23 protein-coding genes and 1 pseudogene are annotated in these 20,449 nt (G+C 68.3%); 2 read left to right on the top strand and 22 right to left on the bottom strand.

What is annotated here, in order from left to right; all coding sequences use genetic code 11:
* Positions 1-652 precede the first annotated feature (652 nt).
* The 3 genes from B9G49_RS11665 to B9G49_RS11655 form a co-directional block, all read right to left on the bottom strand.
* Positions 653-1,810: a DUF63 family protein gene (locus B9G49_RS11665; RefSeq protein ID WP_086216483.1), complete on the bottom strand. Its 1,158-nt coding sequence runs from the start codon at positions 1,808-1,810 to the stop codon at positions 653-655.
* Positions 1,811-1,936: 126 nt separating this feature from the next.
* Positions 1,937-2,386: an Lrp/AsnC family transcriptional regulator gene (locus B9G49_RS11660; RefSeq protein ID WP_086216482.1), complete on the bottom strand. Its 450-nt coding sequence runs from the start codon at positions 2,384-2,386 to the stop codon at positions 1,937-1,939.
* A 54-nt stretch (positions 2,387-2,440) separates the two neighbouring features.
* Complete coding sequence (locus tag B9G49_RS11655) at positions 2,441-3,205, bottom strand: phosphopantothenate/pantothenate synthetase (protein ID WP_086216481.1); 765 nt, start codon at positions 3,203-3,205, stop codon at positions 2,441-2,443.
* Positions 3,206-3,317: 112 nt separating this feature from the next.
* Between B9G49_RS11655 and B9G49_RS11650 the strand changes: the two genes are divergently transcribed.
* Positions 3,318-3,554, top strand: coding sequence for a hypothetical protein (locus B9G49_RS11650; protein WP_086216480.1), 237 nt, complete (start codon positions 3,318-3,320; stop codon positions 3,552-3,554).
* 57 nt (positions 3,555-3,611) lie between these two features.
* On the opposite strand, the gene B9G49_RS11645 is transcribed toward B9G49_RS11650, so the two are convergent.
* From B9G49_RS11645 to B9G49_RS11565, 17 genes are all read right to left on the bottom strand, one after another.
* On the bottom strand, positions 3,612-5,312 hold the full coding sequence (locus B9G49_RS11645; RefSeq protein ID WP_086216479.1) for a methylmalonyl-CoA mutase: 1,701 nt from the start codon (positions 5,310-5,312) through the stop codon (positions 3,612-3,614).
* Between the two features lie 77 nt (positions 5,313-5,389).
* Complete coding sequence (locus B9G49_RS11640; RefSeq protein ID WP_086216478.1) at positions 5,390-6,238, bottom strand: universal stress protein; 849 nt, start codon at positions 6,236-6,238, stop codon at positions 5,390-5,392.
* A 55-nt stretch (positions 6,239-6,293) separates the two neighbouring features.
* The gene (locus B9G49_RS11635) at positions 6,294-6,734 is read right to left on the bottom strand and encodes a universal stress protein (protein WP_086216477.1); all 441 of its coding nucleotides are present in this window, start codon (positions 6,732-6,734) and stop codon (positions 6,294-6,296) included.
* A 63-nt stretch (positions 6,735-6,797) separates the two neighbouring features.
* Positions 6,798-8,366: a TrkH family potassium uptake protein gene (locus B9G49_RS11630; protein WP_086216476.1), complete on the bottom strand. Its 1,569-nt coding sequence runs from the start codon at positions 8,364-8,366 to the stop codon at positions 6,798-6,800.
* Positions 8,367-8,444: 78 nt separating this feature from the next.
* On the bottom strand, positions 8,445-9,947 hold the full coding sequence (locus B9G49_RS11625; RefSeq protein WP_086216475.1) for a TrkH family potassium uptake protein: 1,503 nt from the start codon (positions 9,945-9,947) through the stop codon (positions 8,445-8,447).
* A gap of 10 nt (positions 9,948-9,957) precedes the next feature.
* Positions 9,958-11,295, bottom strand: a complete 1,338-nt coding sequence (gene trkA / locus B9G49_RS11620) for a Trk system potassium transporter TrkA (protein ID WP_086216474.1) — start codon at positions 11,293-11,295, stop codon at positions 9,958-9,960.
* Positions 11,296-11,454: 159 nt separating this feature from the next.
* Complete coding sequence (locus B9G49_RS11615) at positions 11,455-12,348, bottom strand: mechanosensitive ion channel family protein (RefSeq protein ID WP_049930051.1); 894 nt, start codon at positions 12,346-12,348, stop codon at positions 11,455-11,457.
* On the bottom strand, positions 12,348-12,593 hold the full coding sequence (locus tag B9G49_RS11610) for a YhbY family RNA-binding protein (protein ID WP_049930052.1): 246 nt from the start codon (positions 12,591-12,593) through the stop codon (positions 12,348-12,350). Before B9G49_RS11610 ends, B9G49_RS11615 begins: the two co-directional genes overlap by 1 nt.
* Before the next feature lie 79 nt (positions 12,594-12,672).
* Entirely contained in the window at positions 12,673-13,119 is a 447-nt protein-coding gene (locus tag B9G49_RS11605; RefSeq protein ID WP_086216473.1) for an SHOCT domain-containing protein, read from the bottom strand.
* A 61-nt stretch (positions 13,120-13,180) separates the two neighbouring features.
* Positions 13,181-13,687, bottom strand: a complete 507-nt coding sequence (locus tag B9G49_RS11600; protein WP_086216472.1) for a DUF5797 family protein — start codon at positions 13,685-13,687, stop codon at positions 13,181-13,183.
* Positions 13,684-14,982 carry an Asp-tRNA(Asn)/Glu-tRNA(Gln) amidotransferase subunit GatA gene (gatA, locus tag B9G49_RS11595; RefSeq protein ID WP_086216471.1) on the bottom strand — a complete coding sequence of 433 codons (1,299 nt, stop codon included), beginning with the start codon at positions 14,980-14,982 and terminating at the stop codon, positions 13,684-13,686. Before gatA ends, B9G49_RS11600 begins: the two co-directional genes overlap by 4 nt.
* Positions 14,983-15,318 (bottom strand): Asp-tRNA(Asn)/Glu-tRNA(Gln) amidotransferase subunit GatC, encoded by a 336-nt coding sequence (gene gatC / locus B9G49_RS11590; RefSeq protein ID WP_086216470.1) that lies wholly within the window; start codon positions 15,316-15,318, stop codon positions 14,983-14,985.
* Positions 15,319-15,388: 70 nt separating this feature from the next.
* Positions 15,389-15,832, bottom strand: a complete 444-nt coding sequence (locus B9G49_RS11585) for a DUF5788 family protein (RefSeq protein WP_049930057.1) — start codon at positions 15,830-15,832, stop codon at positions 15,389-15,391.
* Positions 15,833-15,884: 52 nt separating this feature from the next.
* A complete protein-coding gene (locus B9G49_RS11580) occupies positions 15,885-16,400 on the bottom strand; it encodes a universal stress protein (RefSeq protein ID WP_049930059.1) in 516 nt (171 codons plus the stop codon).
* A gap of 198 nt (positions 16,401-16,598) precedes the next feature.
* The gene (locus B9G49_RS11575; protein WP_086216469.1) at positions 16,599-17,753 is read right to left on the bottom strand and encodes a pyridoxal phosphate-dependent aminotransferase; all 1,155 of its coding nucleotides are present in this window, start codon (positions 17,751-17,753) and stop codon (positions 16,599-16,601) included.
* Between the two features lie 27 nt (positions 17,754-17,780).
* Complete coding sequence (ribH, locus tag B9G49_RS11570; protein WP_049930063.1) at positions 17,781-18,185, bottom strand: 6,7-dimethyl-8-ribityllumazine synthase; 405 nt, start codon at positions 18,183-18,185, stop codon at positions 17,781-17,783.
* A 108-nt stretch (positions 18,186-18,293) separates the two neighbouring features.
* On the bottom strand, positions 18,294-18,602 hold the full coding sequence (locus B9G49_RS11565; RefSeq protein WP_086216468.1) for a hypothetical protein: 309 nt from the start codon (positions 18,600-18,602) through the stop codon (positions 18,294-18,296).
* Positions 18,603-18,766: 164 nt separating this feature from the next.
* Between B9G49_RS11565 and msrA the strand changes: the two genes are divergently transcribed.
* Positions 18,767-19,306 carry a peptide-methionine (S)-S-oxide reductase MsrA gene (msrA, locus tag B9G49_RS11560; protein ID WP_086216467.1) on the top strand — a complete coding sequence of 180 codons (540 nt, stop codon included), beginning with the start codon at positions 18,767-18,769 and terminating at the stop codon, positions 19,304-19,306.
* Between the two features lie 208 nt (positions 19,307-19,514).
* Here the strand turns inward: msrA and B9G49_RS11555 are convergent, their stop codons facing one another.
* Both B9G49_RS11555 and B9G49_RS11550 read right to left on the bottom strand, forming a co-directional pair.
* The gene (locus B9G49_RS11555) at positions 19,515-20,273 is read right to left on the bottom strand and encodes a creatininase family protein (RefSeq protein WP_086216466.1); all 759 of its coding nucleotides are present in this window, start codon (positions 20,271-20,273) and stop codon (positions 19,515-19,517) included.
* Positions 20,274-20,330: 57 nt separating this feature from the next.
* A pseudogene (locus B9G49_RS11550) lies at positions 20,331-20,449 on the bottom strand (IS6 family transposase); the annotation flags it as partial.

Genomic DNA, 20,449 nt, shown 5'->3' with positions numbered 1-20,449 from the left:
AAAAATGAGCCTCGATAAGCCGCTGCTGTCATGCGGTTCTTCGCTTAGCTAAAGACGAATGGTCCCGAGATTCATTCATAAACATGCGGTGCGGTGGCGCGTGCCTGCGAGCGGCCGCCCCCGGCGGCCGCGAGACAGCACGTGCGAGGGAGTCGGTGGTCCGGAGCGAAGCGGAGGACCACCGACAGGGCGAGAGCCCCGCTCTCGCTTACAACCGGACGTCGTCCGGTGACGAGGCTGGGGAGGCGTGAGGCGCGGTTGCTGTGCGGGCGGGGCGTTGGAGGAGTCCGCCACTGATCCGCGGTTAGCCATCTATAAATGAGCGAGTGAGCCTTCGGGAACGATCGCCTCGTGAGTGGACCCGAATTACTCTACATCGGTGTTGTAATACCCGAACAGGAAAACGACAAACCCGAATATCAGCCAGAATAGCAGGCTCGGATTCAAGAAAACGTCCGGTGAAAATTCCTCGGAGGATATAATCGTATACCAAATGGGGACGCTAATAATCAGACCGAGACTTCCGAGAAGCATAATTCTGACGTGCCCGTTCATTGTGTCAAATTCGGTTTCCGACTGCCAGTAATCCGATCTCGGGATAAACGAGCGGATCTGCGAGCGTCCTGAACTACGGGGATTAACCGCCCGCCATTTAAACCCCGAACGTCGCGCGCAGCATGTCCCGCGTCCCGGGGCCCAGTCCGACGGCCAGCACGGTAATCAACAACAGCAGCGTGTAGCGCGGCGACTCCGCCTTCATCTCGCCGTTGAACACCCAGACGACGAACGTCGCGGCCGCCAACTTCACGAGGAGGAACGGCCACGCGTCGCCGGTGACGGCGAGGATCGAATCGGGGAGCAGCCGCCCGGTCCAATCGACGATGAGCGCGTTGACGACGTGTTTCGGGACGAGGTTCGCGGTGCCGGTCAGTGCGGGCATCCAGTTGAGCCCGATTACGTTCGCGACGCCGTCGACCGCGTGTCCCCAGATGATCACGACCCCCGCCGCGCCGGTCCCCTGTCGAATCGTCGGAATCTGGCGCGTCGCGAGCGCCCACGTGCCCGCGGTCGCGGCGGTCGCAACGGCGAGCGTCGGGACGAGCACCTGCGGGTAGAACGTGACGTAGCCGGTCGTGGCCGCGAGGTACGCGAGGTAGCCGACCGCGAGCGCGAGCCCCGCGGCGCCCGACCCGAACAGCGGGCGCGCGTAGTCGTCGACGGCGCCGCGCCGTTCGAGCCCGTACGCCGCGAGGACGCACGCCAGCGTGAACAGGAACACGGTGAAGTAGATGAACGGGCTGATCAACACCGCGCTCGCCGGGAACGGGATCAGCGGCTCGGCGCCGGCGGCGGTCGCCGCGACCCCCGCGTCCTCGACCGTCCGCATCGCCCCGCCGAACAGCATGAACGGGAACAGCGCGTAGAAGAACCGGAGCTCCGTCGCGATGTCGAGCCGGCGGAGGAGGAAGACGACGCCGACCAGCATCGCCAACAGGATCACGACGTAGCTCACCGTCGAGAGGGTGGTGTACCCCGGAGCGGCGACGACCTCGCCGGCGCTCCGCGCCGCCTGACACGCCGCGCTGCTGCCGAGCAGCTCCGTGGTGCCGCCCGCCTCGCGGACGGCGCACTGCGCACCCTCGCCGTCCGCGACCACCGGTCCCCAGAAGTAGCGCCAGAGGAACCGGTCGTAGACGACGCGCGGGAAGACGACCGACCCGATCGCCAAAAGCGCCGTGACCCCCCCGACGACTGCCGCCCACGCGCGCTCCGGGGACAGGTCGAGCCCGTCCGCGACAGCTGTGCTCATGGTCATCGTTCGGAGAGGTCCCGAGTTGAGCGTTCCGGTCCCGGACGGCCGGAGGCGGGCGCGAACGAGCGACCGGGGGCCGACACGACCGAGCGGTCCCGACGACTGTCCCCGCCCCGGGTCGAGTTATAACGGCGGTCCGGGCTGCTTGTAGTCGGTGCCGAGGATCACCATCGTCTGCGAGCGCGAGAATCCCTCGGTCTCCGCGATCCGCTCGAACATCAGCTCCCGGAGCCGGTCGGTGTCGGCCGCGACGACGCGGAGGATGACGTCCCACTCGCCGGTGGTGAGGTGTATCTCGCGCACGCCGTCGATTCCCCGGAGCCGTTCGAGCGCGTCCTCCTCGCGGCCCTGTTCGACTCGCAGGCCGACGAAGGCGCCGACGCCGTGACCGACCGCCTTCGGGTCGATGTCGGCGTGATACCCGCGGATGACGCCCGCCTCTTCGAGGCGGCTGACCCGGTCGTGGACGGTGGCGCTAGACATGTCGATCCGGCGTGCGACCTCCGAGAACGGGGTCCGCGCGTCCTCCTGGAGGATCCGCAGGATCGCCCGGTCCGTCTCGTCGAGTTCCATGCTCCCGTTAGGAGCGGCGGAGGCTTTTGCCTTCCGGCGAGGGTTGTGCCCGGACTACGCCCCGTCCCCGTCGGCGAACGACCCCTCGCGGATCGCCGCCTCGGCGGCGTCGAGGGCCGCGTCCGCGTCGAACTCGTCGGCGATCCGCTCCAGTTCGGCTGGCGTCGCGTCCGCGAGGTCGCGCGCGTGGGCGGCGACGTTCGGCACCGCGCGCAGCAGGTTGTCGATTATCGGCACGTCGGCGGTCTGCGGCGAGCGGCTTCCCGGATTGAGATCGATCACGATCTCCGTCTTTCCCATCGCGTCGAGCGCGGCGGCGCGGTCGCCGTCCTCCAGCGGGACCACGACGGCGTCGGCCGCCTCGATCCCGTCGGCGTCGACGACGCCGCGGGCGTGGTCGAGCCCGGGGATCTCGCCGTCGCCGGCGAGCCCCTTCACCTCGTCGGCGCCGTGCTCCCGGAGGTGGTCAGCGATCCGCCGGACGCGCTCGTCGGTGTGGTTGAACAGGTTCACCTCCAAGTCCGCGTCGACCGCCTCCGCGAGGTCGACCGTCTCCGCCGGCGCGAGCGCCGCGACGTTCCCGTTCACCGAGATCACGGGCCGCTCCGCGAGCAGGAGCGTCGCGGCAGCGGCGCGCGCGGCCGCGTCGGCGCTCGGGAGCGTGCGCTCGCCGAGGAGGTAGTCGAACGCCTCGCCGCGCCCCTGTGCGATCAGCCCCTGCTTCGAGGTGATCCCTTGCTCGACGCCCGCCTCGATCCGGTGGCGCGTCACGAGCGACGCGTACCGCGGGTGGTCCTCGGGGATCTCCGTCTCCGTCATACGCGAGCGAGGCGACGCGCCGATTAAAGTGGACCGTTCGCGGCCGTCGCGTGCGGTCGGCGCGTCCACACGCACAACTGTTAACATAAACCACGGCGTAGCTTGGGACGGGATGGACCGCACTGGCAAGTACACTGTCGTCGACGCGTGCAACGACCACGGGGCGATCACGCTCCGCAAGTACCCGCGCAACGGGACGCTGTACGTCGTCGAGTACGACGACCCCGACGTGGAGGCCGAGCTGTCCGCGCTCGACGCCGGCTCGGTCGTCGAACTCGACCTCAGGCGGGCGGGCCGCCGGGGCAACGCGTGGTGCGCGGAGTCCGCGCGACCGGTCGAGACGGCGTAGCGAGCGACCGGTCGGGACGGCGCAGCGCAGTCGGTCCGACTCCCTCGGTTTTTCGCGTCAGGCGACGCCGATCCGCTCGCGGTACGTGCCGTGTTCCTCCTCGAACACCGCCATGATCTCGCCCATCGTCGCGTACGCCTTCACCGCCGCGACGATCTCGGGCATGGCGTTCTCCCCGGCCTCGACGGCGTCGCGGAGGTCGTCGAGCGCGCTCTCGACCGCGTCGTCGTCGCGTTCGGCCTTCACCGATTCGAGCCGATCGAGCTGTCGCTCGCGGGTGGTCTCGTCGACCTTCAGCAGGTCCGGCCGCGTGTCCTCGTCGATCTCGTAGGCGTTGACGCCGACGACCGTCTCGTCACCCTCGTCGACGCGCTCCTGGTACTCGTAGGCCGACTCCTGGATCTCGCGGTGGAAGTACCCCTGCTCGATCCCCCGGAGGACGCCGTCGCGTACGGAGCCGTCGCCCATCTCTTTGATCTCCTCGATGTACTCCATCGCTGCCGCCTCCGTCTCGTCGGTGAGCGACTCGACCGCGAACGAGCCCCCGAGCGGGTCGACGATGTCGGCCGCGCCGGACTCCTCGGCGATGATCTGCTGGGTCCGGAGCGCGACGCGGACCGCCTGCTCGGAGGGGAGCGCGAGCGCCTCGTCGAAGGAGTTGGTGTGGAGGCTCTGCGTGCCGCCCAGCACGCCCGCGAGCGCCTGGATCGTGACGCGCGCGACGTTGTTGAGCGGCTGTTGGGCCGTCAGCGACTGCCCGGCGGTCTGGGTGTGGAACTTCAGCTGTTTCGACGCCTCGGCCTCGGCGCCGTACCACTCATCCATCACCGTCGCGTAGATCCGGCGCGCCGCGCGGAACTTCGCGACCTCCTCGAAGAGGGAGTTGTGCGAGTTGAAGAAGAAGGAGAGCTGAGGGGCGAACTCGTCGACGTCGAGCCCGCGGTCGAGGCACGCCTCGACGTAGGCGAAGCCGTCGGCGAGGGTGAAGGCGAGCTCCTGAACCGCGGTCGAGCCCGCCTCGCGGATGTGGTACCCCGACACCGAGATGGGTTTGAACTTCGGCGTCTCCGCGACGGCGAACTCGATCGTGTCCGTCACCAGCTCGAGCGACGGCGCCGGCGGGACCACCCACTCCTTCTGCGCGATGAACTCTTTGAGCATGTCGTTCTGGAGGGTCCCCCGGAGCTTCTCGCGCGGGACTCCGCGCTGGTCGGCGAGCGCGACGTACATCGCGTAGATCACCGGTGCGCTCGGGTTGATAGTAAACGAGGTGGACACCTCCGCGAGGTCGATGCCGTCGAACAGCACCTCCATGTCGCGGAGCGTGTCGACCGCGACGCCCTCCTTGCCCACCTCGCCGAGCGACATCTTGTCGTCGGAGTCGATCCCCATCAGCGAGGGCATGTCGAACGCGGTCGAGAGCCCGGTCTGGCCCTCGTCGATCAGGTAGTGGAACCGCTCGTTGGTCTCTTCGGCGGTCCCGAAGCCCGCGAACTGTCGCATGGTCCACGTGCGACCGCGGTACATCGTCGGGTAGACCCCGCGGGTGTACGGCGGCTCGCCCGGGAAGCCGAGGTCCTCCTCGTAGTCGAGGTCGGCGACGTCGTCGGGCGTGTAGAGGCGGTCGACCTCGCGGTTCGACACGGTCGCGAACCGCTCGCTCCGCTCCCCGTGGCGGTCGAGCGTCGGGTCGAGCGTTTCCGCCTCCCACGACGCCTTCGCCTCGCGGATCTGGGAGAGCTCCTCGTCGTCGTACATACCGCCCGTTACCCGCCGGTCGCGTATAAATATTCATTATATTTTGGAAAGCGGCGGCGGTCCGAAGCGGGGGCGCCTCAGCGCCCGCCGATCAGCCGCTCCCGAAGCGAGCGCGAGGAGGGGCGTTCGGCGAGCAGCACCGACGTGTCGAGCCGCTGAATCGCCGCGGACGCGAGCGACCCGCGGACGACGCGCGAGAGGAGCCCACGCTCCGTGGCGCCGACAACCACGAGGTCGTACCCCTCGCCGATCCGCTCGATCGTCGCCCCGATGTCGGCCGTCTCGACCCGCAGGTCGACGTCCCCGAGTCCGTGCCCGTCAGCCCAGTCGGTGAGGAACTCGCGGCCCGACGCCGCCTCGCCCTCGTCGACGACGTGGAGCAGCGACACCTCCGCGCCGCTGACGTCCCGGAGCGCCAGCGCGACCTCGGCGGAGAGGTCCGAGGACGGACCCCCCGCGGTCGACACGAGGACCTCCCCGGCGTCGAGCCGCTGCCCGTCCAAGACGAGGAAGTCACAGGGGAGGTCGCGGGCAAGCTCGTCCAGGGACCCCTCGGCGCGCCCGCCGGCGAACCGCGCCCCGCCGTAGCCCATCACGACGGCGTCCGCGTCGTTCGTCCGCGCGGCGTCGAACACCTCCTCTATCCCGCGGTGCGAGAGGACCGTCTTCGTCTCGACCGGCGCGTCGAACGCCGCGGCGTCGTCGACGGCCGCGGCGAGCAGGTCCGCGGAGGACCGGTCGAGCCGCTCCCGGTTCGCGGCGGCCGTCTCCAGCGACGTCTGGTCCGGGACGGTGACGACGTGGACCGCGAGCAGGCGGCCGCCCCTATGCTCGGCCAGGGCGCCGGCGAGCGCGACGAGCGCGCCCTCCGTCCGCGGGTTCGAGAGCGCGACCATGACCGCCGGGCCGTCGTCGCTCGGCGTCATCGATCGGATCCCTCTCACCGCTCGGGCCGCCCGAGAGCACGCGGGCGACGACGACTCATTCGTCCGCCTCGGCGCGGGGGAGCGCGACCACCGGGACCGGTGCGTCGGTCACGAGTTCGGTCGATATGTCGCCCGAGAGGAGCTGTACGAGCCGGTTCCCGCCGCGCGACCGGTAGGCGATCGCGCTCGCGTCCGTCTCGACGGCGGCGTCGAAGATCGCTTCGGCCACGTCCCGAGCGTACGCGGTGTGTTCGTCGGCGTCGGGGAACACCGTTCGGACCGCGGCGTACGACTCGGCCGCGAGCGCCTCCGACTGCTCGACGGGCGTCTTGTCCGGGACTCCTCCCCCTTTTTCGACGACGTGGAGCGCGGTCACGCGCCCGGTCTCGTACGGTTCGAGCGCCCGCGCCGTCGCCAGCGCGTCGTCCTCGTTCGCGACGGGGAGGAGCACGTGAGCGAGCAGGTCTTGGCCACCGGCGTCGTCGGGACTCGTCATACGAACACCACTCTCCCCGTCGGTTATGAAGATACGCTCTCGCCACCGGGTCGAGAGGGCGCCCTACCGTCCGTCGACCCCGGAGATGAACACCGCGAGCACCGGGACGATCTCCAGCCGGCCGATCCACATCAGGAACACCATCAGCAGCTTCGACGTGTCCGGGAAAAGGAGGTAGCTCCCGAACGGCCCGAGCCGGCCGAACCCCGGGCCGATGTTCCCGATCGTGGCGAGCGAGGCGCTGAACGACTCCAGCGCGGTGAGCTGCGTGCCGACTCGCGCGGCGTCCAGCGCGATAAACACCGCCGAGACGGCGAGCAACACCAAATAAAGGAGCGTGAACGCCATGATGCCACGGATCGCGTCCTCGTCGACGACGCTCCCGCTGAGCCGGACGGGCTGGACGACGTCTGGGTGTGCCGACGTGAACAGCTCGCGGCGGATCGCCTTCGCGACGATCAGCCACCGGACGATCTTGATCCCGCCGCCCGTCGAGCCGGCAGAGCCGCCGATGAACATCGTGAACAGCAGCAACACCTGCGCGTGCGTGTCCCACTGCGCGAAGTCCGAGGTGGCGAACCCGGTGGAGTTCAGCAGCGAGCCGATCTGGAACGCCGCCTGCCGGAGGGCGTTCTCCGTGACGCTCTCCGTGGCGCCCCCGATTTCCAAGACCGGCGCGGCGCCGCGGAACAGGAGGACGGCGAGCAGGGCGGTGACAACGGCGAGCGCACCGGCGTACGTCCGGAACTCCGCGTTCTCCAGCAGCGTGTCGACCTCGCCGCGAAGCACATGCCAGAACAGCGCGAAATTGACCCCGGCGACGACCATGAACGGGATCACGACCCACTGGACGGCCGCCGAGAAGTATCCGATGCTCTCGGCCTGCGGCGAGAACCCCCCGGTCGGGAGGGTGGAGAACCCGTGCGCGACGGCGTTGTAGAGGTTCATGTTCGGCGCCATCCCGACGAGATGGAGCACGTACAGGAGGGCCGCGAGCAACACCGTGAAGCCGAAGTAGATCAGCCAGAGCGCGCGCGCCGTCTCCGCGATCTTCGGGGTGAGCTTCTGGAGTTCAGGGCCGGGCGCCTCCGAGTCCATCAGCTGTGCGCCGTTGACCGCGACCTCCGGGAGGATGGCGATCATCAGGACGATGATCCCCATCCCGCCCAGCCACTGCGTGAGCTGCCGCCACATGAGGAGCGCGTGGGAGTGCTGGTCGGTACTGATCTCGCCGAGGACGGTCGCGCCCGTGGTGGTGAACCCGCTCATCGATTCGAACAGGGCGTTGACGACCGACCCCGTTAGCGCGCCGACCGAGCCGGTCTGGAGCCCGACGGTCGACGCGGTGCCGTAGCCGGCGAGGAGGTACGGAACCGTACCGATAACTGCCGCCGCGAGCCACGCGAGCGAGACGAAAAGCAGCGCCTCGCGAGGGCCGAGGTCCGGGTCGGGGTCGACCCGCTCGACCGCGAACCCGACGCCCGCGACGAGCGCCATGGAGACCAGAAATACCCAGATGTCTTCGCCGTACGCGAGCGCCACCACCAGAGGAACAAGCAGCGTGACGGCGAGGTACTTGATGCCGACGCCGAGAAGCCCGACACTCGCCTTCCAGTTGACGCCCCAAGACATGATACTCGAACGGTATGGCGGTCGCCCGTTCGCTGTATTAAACTGTCGAAGGGGGGACGGCGGGAGAGCCGCCTTGACTCAGGAGGTCCAGAACTCCTTCGTGAACAACACGAGGACCGGGATGATCTCGATCCGGCCGATCCACATCAGGACGATCATCACGGCCCGCGTACTCAGCGGGAACGTCGCGAACGTCCCGTACGGGCCCGCGTCGCCGAACGCCGGGCCGATATTGAGGAACGTGGTCGCCGCGGCCCCGAGCGCCTCGAACTCGGTCACGCGCAGGTTCGCCCGCTCGGCGTCGACGACGATGACCACGGCGAGCAGGAAGAAGATCACGATGCTCAAGAGGAGGTACGCGTAGATGTCGCGGATCGCGCCCTCGTCGACCGGCTCCCCCGATATCCGGACCGGGCGAACGGACTCCGGGTGGATCGCGGTGAAGAGGTCCCGGCGGAACGACTTCAGCGCGACCAGCCACCGCAGCGACTTGATCGAGCAGGTGGTCGACCCGACCATCCCGCCGACGAACATCCCCATGAACAGCATGTGCTTCGCAGCGGGCGCCCACAGCACGTAGTCGGTGCTGGCGTACCCGGTCGTCGTCACGATGGACGCGACGTTGAACACTGCGTGGCGGATCGTCGCCTCGGCGCCGAAGGTGACGCTCGGATCGAGGAACAGCGCGCCCCCGACGATCGACGCGAACGTCGCCATCGCGCCGAGGTAGAAGTGAAACTCCTCGTTTCGCAGCAGGCGCATCGGCTCGCCGTTGATGGCGAAGTAGATGAGGACGAAACTGGTCGAGCCGATCACCATGAACGGGACGACCGCCCACTGGATCAGCGGGTGGAACGCGCCGACCGAGAGCGGCTCCGGCGAGAAGCCGGCGGTCGCGACGGACGTGAACGCGTGCGCGACCGCGTTGTACAGGTCCATCCGCGGGTCGACGGCGAGCCCGAGCAGGAAGTACACCGCGATCGCGAGGCCGGTGAGCCCGAAGTAGATCCCCCAGATAAGCTGTGCGGTCCGCGATATCTTCGGCGTGAGCTTGTTGACGTCTTGCGTCTGTGACTCCGACTCCATCAGCTGTGCCCCGCCGACGCCGATCTCGGAGAGCACCGCGGTCGCCAGGATCAGGATTCCGAGGCCGCCGAGCCATTGGATCACCTGCCGCCACATCATGACGGACCGCGAGTGGAGCGAGAAGTCGCGCAGCACCGTCGCGCCCGTCGTGGTGAGTCCGCTCATCGACTCGAACAGCGCGTTCACCGGGTGCGCGACCGTGCCGACGCCCGCGACGACGAAGGGGATCGCGCCGACGGCGGCGACGAGGAACCAGATCAGCGCCACCGCGAGGAACGCCTCCCGCGGGCCGAGGTCTCCCTCGGGGTCCCGTACCGACCGGAACGCCGCACCGATCGCGAGCGAGACAGCGATCGCCGCGAGGAACGGCACGGGCGACTCGCCGTAGTAGAGGGCTATCAGCAGCGGAAACGCGAGCGGAACCGGGAGGGCGGCGAGGACGTCGCCGGTGAGTCCCACGCTCGCCCGCCAGCCGACGCGGATCGTGGTACTCACGTGGAGGCGGTCACGCCATCGAGGCGATCTGTCCGACCGAGTCGGACTCCACGAGGAGTATCACGTGGTCACCGGCCTGAAGTACGGTGTCCCCGCGCGGGGTGACCAGCTGGTGGTTGCGCGTGATCGCGCCGATAACGAACCGCGCGTCGCTCTCCGCGACGATGCCCGATATCGGTCGTCCCGTGAGCCCGCACCCCTCGGTGAGTTCGAGTTCGAGGACCTCCGCCTGGTCGTTTTCCAACACCGCGATGTTCTCCGCGACGCTCTCGTAGGTGAACCGGGTGATCTCCTCGGCGGTGACCGTCCGGGGATTGATCGCGATGTCGATGCCGATCTCCTCGAAGACGGTGACGTAGTCGGGGCTGTCGACGACGGCGATCACGCGGTCGACGCCGAGGCGCTTGGCGAGCACGGAGATGAGCAGGTTCTTCTCGTCGGAGCCGAGCGCCGTGACGACGATATCGGCCTCGTCGACGTGTTCGCGGGAGAGGAACTCGGTGTCGGTGGGGTCGTGTTCCATCACGACGGTGTCCGGGAGGTTCTCGGCGAGCCACCGCGCGCGGTCGGCGTCGCGCTCGATCAGCCGCGGCGTGAAGTCCCGCTCCTCCAGCAGCCGGGCGGTCTGATACCCGATCTCGCTGCCGCCGACGACGACGATCTCGTCGGCGTCGTCCGGCGTCGCCTCGGGCGCGATGTCGGTCGCGAACGACTGAACGCTCTCGGGGCTTCCGACCACCACCGCGCGGTCGCCGACGACGATGTCCGTGTCGCCGCGGGGGATCGTCATCTCGCCGTCGCGGAACAGCCCGACGAAGGTGAGCGACTCGAACCGGTCGGCCTCCGAGACGGTCTGTCCAGCGACGGGGCTCCCCTCGCCGATCTCGAACTCCGCCATCTGGACGAGCCCGCCGGCGAACGGGTCGACGTCGATCGCCGCCGGGAGCCCGATGACGCGGACGATGTTCTCCGCGGTCAACAGGTCCGTACACACCATGAAGTCGACGCCGAACGCGCCCTCGCTGCCCTGCCAGGTGCGGAGGAACTCGGTGCTTTTCACGCGGGCGATGGTGAACCCGTCGCCGAGCGTCTTCGCGGCCCCGCACGCGACGAGGTTCGTCTGGTCGTCGTCGGTACACGCGATGACCATGTCCGCGCGGTCGACGTCGGCGGCCGACTGGATCTCAGAGGACGTCCCGTCCCCGGCGATGGTGAGCACGTCGAGCTCGTACTTGAGCTGTTCCGCCCGGTCCGGATCGACGTCGACGACGACGACCTCGTGGTCCGACGCGAGACTCGCGGCGATGCTCGTCCCGACCTCGCCGGCCCCGATGACGACCACGTACATGGACCAACCCAGAGACCCGACCTTGAAGTTCGTTACTATCGGTGTTCGGGCGTACTCAGCGCGCCAGCGACGGGGAAGACGCCGCCAGACGGTTCGAGGCGCCGCCCTGCCGGGTGACGCCGCTCCACCGAGCGGGAGTTCTCCGCCGCGGCCGCCGCTTCAATCGTCTCCGCCGAACGACGAGGGATCCGTCCACTCGTTGCGTCCCGAGACGGTGCGCTGGGGGAACGGGATCGAGATGCCCGCCTCGTCGAAGCGCGCCTTGACGGCCTTCACGTAGTCGGCGCGCGCCTTCACGAAGTCCGCCCGCGAGGGGTCGTCGATCCAGATCCGCGACTGGAGGCCGACGTACGAGTCGGCCAGTTCGGTCAGCCGGACCGACGGCGCGGGGTCTTCGAGGATCGCGTCGCTCCTCTCGGCCTCCTCGACGATGATGTCCGTCGCCTTCTCCACGTCGTCCTCGTAGTCGATCCCGAAGACGAACTTCAGCCGCAGTGTCTTCTTCGCGACCGGGTTCTTCACCACGTCGCTCGTCAGCGCGTGGTTCGGCACCGTAAGCAGTTCGTTGTCGAAGGTGCGCACGCGGGTGACCCGGAAAGAGATGTCCTCGACGACCCCCGAGTTGCCGTTCCACTCGATCCAGTCGCCGATGCGGAACGGCTTGTCCGTGTAGATGAACACGCCCGCGACGAAGTTCTTGATCACGTCCTGAAGCGCGAAGCCGATCGCGAGCGTCGCCGCCGCCGCGATCGTCGCGAGCGAGCGCAGGAACCCCTGGTAGCCCGCCGCGCCGAACGCGACCGTGACGCCGGCGAACAGGACGAGGAACGCCACGATCTTCTGGAGCGGGCGCCGGGCGTGCTCGTCGAGCCCCTGTCGGTCGAACACCCGGCGGACGAGCGGCTTGACGGCCGCCTTGTACAGGACGTACGTCGCGGTGACGACGGCGAGGAAGATCGCGGCGTCGACGACGATGTCGGCCAGCGGACCGAGGTACGGCTCCAGCGTCCCCGCGACCGCGACGACTCCGGACGCGCCCGCGGGGGCGCCCATCAGTGGAGCACCGCCGTGTTGCCGCGCGTCTCGATCAGATCGGCGCCGACCGCCTCGGCGAGCTCGTCGGCGAGTTCGTCGGTCGACGTGCCGCCGCGGGCCGCCCGAAGGAACTTCACCTTCACCAGCTTCCGGTCGTCGAGCTGGTCGGCAAGCTCGTCGACGACCGCGTCGACGCCGCTCTTCCCGACCCAGACGGTCACGTCGAGGTCGTGCGCCTCCTTCCGCAGTTCGTGGTCGCTCATACGCGGTCGAGTCGGCCGCGCGCATTGAAGCTTGAGGTTCGGTCGCGCCGGTCGCGTCGGAGCGGCGCGGCGCCCCGCGTCACCGCTCCCGCTCGGCTTCGCGTTCCGGAGCCGCGGCGCGGTTCCGCTCCGCCCACTCGGCGGCGTCCTCCGGCGTCTCGGTCTCCAGCAGGCGATCGAGCTTCCGCTCGAACTGCTCGTCGGTGAGGTCACCGTTCGCGTACCGGGTCCGCAGGCGTTCGAGAGCGTCCGTGGTGTCGCCGGCCGCCTCGCCGCGCTCCGCCGTCTCTCCGCGTTCGACGGGGGTCGACTCGGCCTCGGGCTCGACGGCGAGCGAGTCCTCCGCTTCCTCGTCGAACAACATCGAGACGACCGGAATGATCACGATGTACCCGAACAGCATGAACCCGAGCCACCAGTCGAACCCGGCCAGGAGGGCGCCGAGCCACGTGCCGGTGACCACCGTCGCGGCGATGCTGCTCGCGTTGCGGCGAAACCGCTCGCGGGGAGTGGCGGCGTCGCTCATTGGGAGGACGGTTTCCGTGCCGGTACAAAATCGTATCGGCACTCGGTCGGCCGACGGGCGCCTACTCCTCGACCTCGACCGTGATCTCGTCGCGCGCGACCGCCAGCCGGAACGTCGGCACGGTGCGGTAAACCACCTCGACGACGTTCTTGCGCTCCAGACTGCGGAGCGCCCGCCGCACCGCGTCCACCTCGGGATCGGCGTCGAACGCCTCGCTGAGCGCGTTGAGCACGCTCACGACGGACTGCGAGCGCTCGTCCGGTCCGGCGAGCACCTCGGTGACCCGCGACTCCAGCTCGGAGACGCGGATCGTCTCCGGGACCGCGCCGCGCGCGACCGCGTCGGGCTCGACCCCGGGCTCGACGTCGACGAGGTCGTTCGCCTCCGCCGTCGCGCGGATCAGGCTGTCGTCGTCGCGGTAGTAGTACTCCTTCAGGTGGTTCTCGAGGTAGCCGTGGACCTCGCTGCCGCTCTCCATCTCCCAGGCGTCCTGGAGCTCGCCGTTCTTCGTCGGCTGGAGGCGGACCACGTCCGCCAGTCGGTCCCGCTCCTCGTCCGTGAGGCTCATCTGTCTTCAACCGCGCTCGCGGCGCGGACGATGGTCTCCTCGCCGAACTTCGGCCCGACGAGCTGGAGCCCGACCGGGAGCCCGTCGGCCTCGCCGGCGGGGACCGAGATCGCTGGGAGATTCGCGAGGTTGGCCGGCGTCGTGTTCGCGTCGGCGAGGTACATCCGCAGCGGGTCGTCGAGGCTCTCGCCTAGTTCGAAGGGGAGGACCGGCATGGTCGGCGAGGCGATGACATCTACCTCGTCGAACGCCGCCTCGAAGTCCTGCCGGACCCACGCGCGGGCGTCCTGCGCCTTCTCGTAGTACTTGTCGTGATACCCGGCCGAGAGCGCGTACGTGCCGAGGAGGATCCGGCGCTTGACCTCCGCCCCGAACCCCTCCTCGCGCGTCTCCGCGAACGACTCGTTCCAGTTGCCGTCGGCGCCGCTCCGGTGGCCGTACCGGACCCCGTCGAAGCGCGCGAGGTTCGAGGACGCCTCCGCCATCGCGATCACGTAGTACGCCTGGACCGCGTGCTCGACGGACGGCAGGGAGATGTCGGTCGTCTCCGCGCCCTGCGCTTCGAGGTCCGCGATCGCGGCCTCGACCGTCTCGACGACGCGCTCGTCGGCGCCCTCGAACAGCTCCGTGGGGACGCCGATCGTCAGCCCCGCCACGTCGCCGTCCGCGGCCGCGGCGTAGCTCGCGTCCGGGTCCGCGCCCTCGACCTCGCGCAGGTCGCGGGTCGTCCCGTCGTGGGGGTCGTCGCCGGCGATGACATCGAGCGCTGCGGCGGCCTCCTCGACGGTGCCCGCGATCGGCCCGATCTGTTCGAGCGAGTTCGCGTACGCGATGAGCCCGTACCGGGAGACGAGCCCGTACGTCGGCTTGATCCCGACGACGCCGCAGAACGCGGCCGGACAGCGCACCGAGCCGCCGGTGTCGGAGCCGAGCGCGATGTCCGCCTCGCCCGCCGCGACCGCGGCCGCGGAGCCGCCCGAGGAGCCGCCCGGGACGCGGTCGGTGTCGACCGGGTTCCGGGTGGGGCCGAACGCCGAGGTCTCGGTCGTCGTCCCCATCCCGAACTCGTCCATGTTCGTCTTCCCGACGACCGTCGCGCCCGCGTCGGTCAGCCGGTCGACCACGGTCGCGGAGTAGGGCGGGACGTAGTCGGCGAGCATCTCCGAGCCGCAGGTCGTCCGGACCCCCTCGGTGGAGATATTGTCCTTCACCGCCACGGTCGCGTCCGCGAGGGGACCGTCCGCGTCGCCCTCGATCCGCTCCTCCGTCACGAAGGCGTTGATGTGGGCCGCCATCTACGACACCTTCGGGCCGACGAAGAAGCCGTCTTCCGTCTCCTCGGCGTTCGCGAGCGCCTCCTCCTGCGAGAGGCCGTCGCGGACCTCGTCGGGGCGCATCACGTTGACGAGGTCCTCCTCGCGTTCGGTCTCGGGGACCTCGTCGAGCGCCTCGAAGTACTCTAAGATGTCGCCGAACTGCGCCGCGAACTCGTCGACCTCATCGTCGGCGAGCCGGACGCGCGCCAGGTCGGCGACGTGACGGACCTCCTCGGCGTCGACGGCGGCCGCGGCGTCGTCGCCCCCGTCGGGGGACTCCCCCGCGTCATCCGTCGACTCGGACGTATCGCTCATACGAGCAGGTGTCCCGGACCGGGAGTAAGGGTTTCGGAACGTCGCATCGGACGCCCGCCGAGGCCCGCGATCACCGGACCTCGTCGACGAAGGCGAGCCAGCGCTCGTGGCCGTCCAGCGTCGCGGAGCGGTGCGCGTCGGCGAAGTCAGGGTGGCGGATCGTCTCCAATGCGTTCAGCGCCCGGTCGATCCCGACGACCTCGTCCGCGAGCCGTTCGGCGGTCTCACGGTCGAGCGGGGGGTCATCGGGGGTGTCGCCCGCGTTGGTTTCGGCGCCTTCGCCTCGCAGTCGGGCCATCCGACGCTCGCGCTCGGCGCGGAGCGTCGACTTCACCGACGACACCTTGCGCTCGACCTCCGGCGGGACCGTGTCGACGGCGCGCGTCTCCACGATGAACTCGGAGAGGTCGACCGCGGTGCCGTCGATGGTGACCTCGTCCGGGACCGACGCGCCGACCGTCGCGCTCTGGCTGGTGACCCGGTCGAGTATCGCCTCTCGCTCGGCCTCGTCCATGCGGTCCCGTTGCGGGGCGCCGGGAAAATGTGCTGCGGTGACGGAGCGACCGTCACTCGCCGTCCGATTCGTCCGCCCGGACCGTCACGACGGGCGCGTCCGCCAGCCGCACGACCTTCTCTGTGACGCTCCCCAGCAGGTAGCGCTCGACGCCGGTGCGGCCGTGGGTCCCCATCACGATGAGGTCGGCGTCGTGGTCGTCGGCGTACTGGAGGATCGCCGAGTGAGGGGTCCCCATCTCGACGGCCGTCGTCATGTCGATGTCGTCCGGTGACTCCGCCGCGGCCCCGACGAGCTCTCTCGCGTGAGCGGTGAGCTCGGCCTCGACCTCGTCGGCGTCGACGTCCTCGTGTCTGCCGATGTAGCCCGTCTCCGGCGAGACCCCGCTCATCGCCTGGCTGTCTTCGTGGACGAACGCCCCGCTCACGCCGAGGCCGCCCTCGCGGGTGTCGACGACGTGGACCACGTGGACCGTCGCGTCGAACGCCGACGCGAGTTCGCTCACGTGTGCCGCCGCCGCTTCCGAGCCGGCGCTTCCGTCCGTCGGGAACAGTATGTTGTCGTACATCGTACCACCGAGTTGAAACTTCGCGGAGCAGCGGTAAAAACGCACCGCAGATTCGCGCTACTGGGGGATGCGGCCGCTCAGCTGGAGAATTCAGCGACGACGCACTGACGAAAAGCGAGGCGATGCGTCGACCGGGAGGGCTCCCGAGAGCGTGGCGGTGCGCCGGCCGCGACGCGCCGGTCCGGAGACCGTCCCCCGCTACAGCAGGTCGTTCGAGACGAGGCGGTCGACCGCCTCGCGTAGGCGCTCTTCGCTCGCGGCGTAGGAGATGCGCGCGTAGCCCGGGGCGTTGAACGCGCTCCCGGGGACGCAGGCGACCGCGGCCTCCTCGATCGCCGCCTCGCACCACGCCTGATCGTCGTCGTCGACGGGGATCATCATGTAGAACGCGCCGTCGCCGACGTCGACGTCGACGCCGTGCTCGTCGAACAGGTCGACGAGGAGGTCGCGGCGGTCGGCGAAGGCGTCGCGCATCTCCTCAACCGCCGCCTCGGTGTTCTCTAAGGCCTCGATCCCGGCGCGCTGGACGAAGTTCGTCGCGCAGGAGACGGAGTGGGAGTGGAGCTTGCCCGCCTCGCCGACGAACTCGTCGGTGGCGTGGAGGTAGCCGAGCCGCCAGCCGGTCATCGAGTACGCCTTCGAGAAGCCGTTGATCGTCACCGTGCGGTCGGCCATCCCGTCGAGGCTCGCGAGCGAGACGTGCTCGGCGTCGTAGACGATGCGCTCGTATATCTCGTCGGAGATGACCGCGACATCGTGCTCGACGGCGAGGTCGCGAACGCCCTCCATCGCGGCCTCGGAGAACACCGCGCCGGTGGGATTGGACGGGGAGTTGACGACGAGGAGTTCGGTGTCGTCGGAGACCGTCTCGGCGAGCTCGTCGAGCGCGGGCTCCAGCTGGAAGCCGTGCGGCGCGAGGTCGACCCGGGAGAGGTCGCCGCCGGCGAGCTTCGCCATCGCCTCGTAGGAGACCCACGCGGGGTCGAGGAGCACGACCTCGTCGCCCTCGTCGATCAGCGTCTGGAACGTCTCGTACAGCGCCTGCTTGCCGCCGGGGGTGACGATCACCTCGTCCGCGTCGGCGTCGATCGCGGTGCCGCGGAGCTTCGCCGCGATCGCCTCCTTGAGTTCGGGCACGCCGTTCGAGGAGGTGTATCCCGTGTGGCCCGCGTCGAGCGCGTCCTTGCCCGCTTCGACGACGTTCTCCGGGGTGTCGAAGTCGGGCTCGCCGACCGAGAGGTCGACGATGTCGGCTCCTTCGGCCTCCTTCTCCGCCGCGAGGTTCGATATCGCCAGCGTCGCGCTGGGCTCTACGCGTCCGATCCGCTCCGAGAAGTCGTATGCGTCGCTCATGTGTCGTGTGTAGTCGGCTCGTGGGTGTCAGTCGAGTTCCTCGGCGAGGTCGATCGCCGCCGCGGCCGCGTCCGCGCCCTTGTCGATCCGCTCGCGCGCCTCCGCGCCGGACATCCCGGGGCCGCTCACGCCGAAGGTGACCGGCGTGTCCCGGTCGAGGCTCACGTCGGTGAGCTTCTCGGCGGTCGCGGTCGCGATGACCCGGTCGTGGTCGGTGTCGCCGGTGACGATGGCGCCGACGACCGCGACCGCGTCGACGTCCTCGCGGCGCGCGAGGCGGTCGGCGGCCAGCGGGCTGTCGTACGCGCCCGGCACGCTCAGTTCGTCGACGACGACGGCGTCGCGGTCGGCCGCCGCCTCGCGGGCGGCCTCGGCCATCGGCTCCGTGACGGAGTCGTTGAACCGCGCCACCACCAGTCCCAGCGAGACCATACCGGGACTGGAGCGGGCGACGGCAAAGGTCTACCGTTCGACCGCAGGGTTGCCGGGCGAACGCGTTCGGCGACGGGGGCGGTCGGAGCCCGACCGCCGGGCACGAGGTCACGCGCGTGAGGCGATCGGGTCCCGTCCCGCCCACAGGACGTAGAACCAGTACAGCAGCAGCGACAGGAACCCGACCAGAAGCGAGACGGCGAGGAGGAGCCCGATCGGACGGGGAAGCGAAACGATCGGTCCCTGTTCGAGTCCGATCACGGCTCGGAGGCCGAACCAGAGGACGAACGCCGGGAGGACGTACCGTTTGGCGCGGTTGGTCCCGGTCACTCGTTCGGCAACCACGATGACGCAGATCCCGACCAGCGGGATGAGCATGGATAGAACGTTTTCGCCACCACCGAACCACTCGATCATCTGGGGGACATCTCCGCTCGGAGAACTTGGTGCCTCGGTTCGCTGATTCCTCGGACGGGGTCCGGCACGTCGTGACCGCGATTCGAGTTAGCTGTGGATCGCCAGCCGGCACACGCGCCGCACGCCGCGGGTCATTAATACGTCTGCGACGCCAACGGGATCCCATGACAGAGACCGAGACCGCGACGGTCGGCGGCGGCTGCTTCTGGTGCGTCGAGGCGGCGTTCAAGCAGCTCGACGGGATCGAAAGCGCCACCTCCGGCTACGCCGGCGGCCACGCGGACGACCCGACCTACCGCGAGGTGTGTACCGGCAACACCGGCCACGCGGAGGTCGTCCAGGTCGAGTACGACGCCGACGCCCTCTCCTACGAGGACATCCTCGAAGTGTTCTTCACGGTCCACGACCCGACGCAGCTGAACCGACAGGGCCCGGACGTTGGGAGCCAGTACCGCTCGATCGTGCTCTCTCACGACGACGAGCAGCGGCGGCTCGCGGAGGAGTACGTGGCGGCCCTCGACGAGGAGGGCGGCTACGACGACGAGGTCGTGACCGAGGTCGAACCGCTGGAGACGTTCTACCGCGCCGAGGAGAAACACCAGGACTACTTCGAGAAGAACCCGGCCGACGCCTACTGTACGATGCACGCGCAGCCGAAGGTTGAGAAGGTCCGCGAGCGGTTCCGCGAGAAGGTCAAAGCGTAGGGACCGGTAGGGAACGCCTCCGAGGCCTCATTCATGCGTTGATAAATAGCCGGCTCCGTTGAAATCCTTAATTATTGATAGGATCGGCGTGCGAGATACGGAGGATGTAGTCAGCACCTGAACAATGTTACTTTCTCCGTCTATATCCTGAATCAGCCGGTAGAATTCGCTTGCCCATTAATCGTTCAACTTCGGTGGTGACGAGTATCTACACAGAACGACGTTCGTTCTCGATGTGATCAACGTAGGTATCCACCACGTTCTGAATGATAGTTTCGCCAGCTTCAGCGGTTGCTTCAGCCGGATCGCCAAGCACACCGTTTTGGGTGATTGTTTTGAACCCCTCGCTGAGAAGGCGAGCGGTAGAGATCTTTCCTTCGGGGCCGGGCTCGATGTTCTCCATCTTGACCAAGTCCTCATTTACCGCCAACACCACCGCTGTCTCGGCTGCGCCGGCGTGAATCACATCTTGATGGTAGTCGATTCCTGCCTCACTGAGGCCATCATTCAGTAACTGCATATGCTCGTCAAGGTCAGCGAGGGGAATCACGGTGGCCTCGATTTCTCGGCCGACATCGGGTGCGACAGTTTTGACTGGGCCGAAGTTCCCACCGTGGGTCGGGACAAGGACGATGTGTTCGAAGCCGTGTTCATCGAGCGACCGACAATATGCCCGGATCACATCCATCAATGTCTCGGGCGGGACAGTGATTGTTCCCGGGAACTCCATATGATGCCCCGAGCATCCAGGCCGAATCGTCGGCGCAGCAATCGCGTCCCCTAGTTTCTCCGCAATCCGCCGCGAGAGTTCGTCACCGTCCAATGTGTCCATGTTCAACGGGAGATGAGGGCCGTGCTGTTCGATTGAACCGACGGCGACAATCGCGGTCCGTGTTCCGTTTTCGAGCGCCGATTCGACTTCTGGCCATACCATCTCCTCAAGGAGTATTGACCCGCGAGAAGACATACAGATGATAATGTTCCCGCATAGTTTAAAAATTCTGGCACACAGAAAGGGTAGTGTTTAGATAAGCTGATTCCATGCGAAGGCGAACGCTTGGAGCCAATTTTCGGCGGTACTCGGTTCGGCGTGACTAAACGTATTTGAGAATTGGTTTGTTCGCCGTTTTACTTCGCGAAAGA

Source organism: Halorubrum sp. SD683 (assembly GCF_002135045.1).
Taxonomy (GTDB): Archaea; Halobacteriota; Halobacteria; order Halobacteriales; family Haloferacaceae; genus Halorubrum; species Halorubrum ezzemoulense.
The sequence above is the reverse complement of the archived record's forward strand: the minus strand, read 5'-3'. Positions and strand labels throughout refer to the sequence as shown.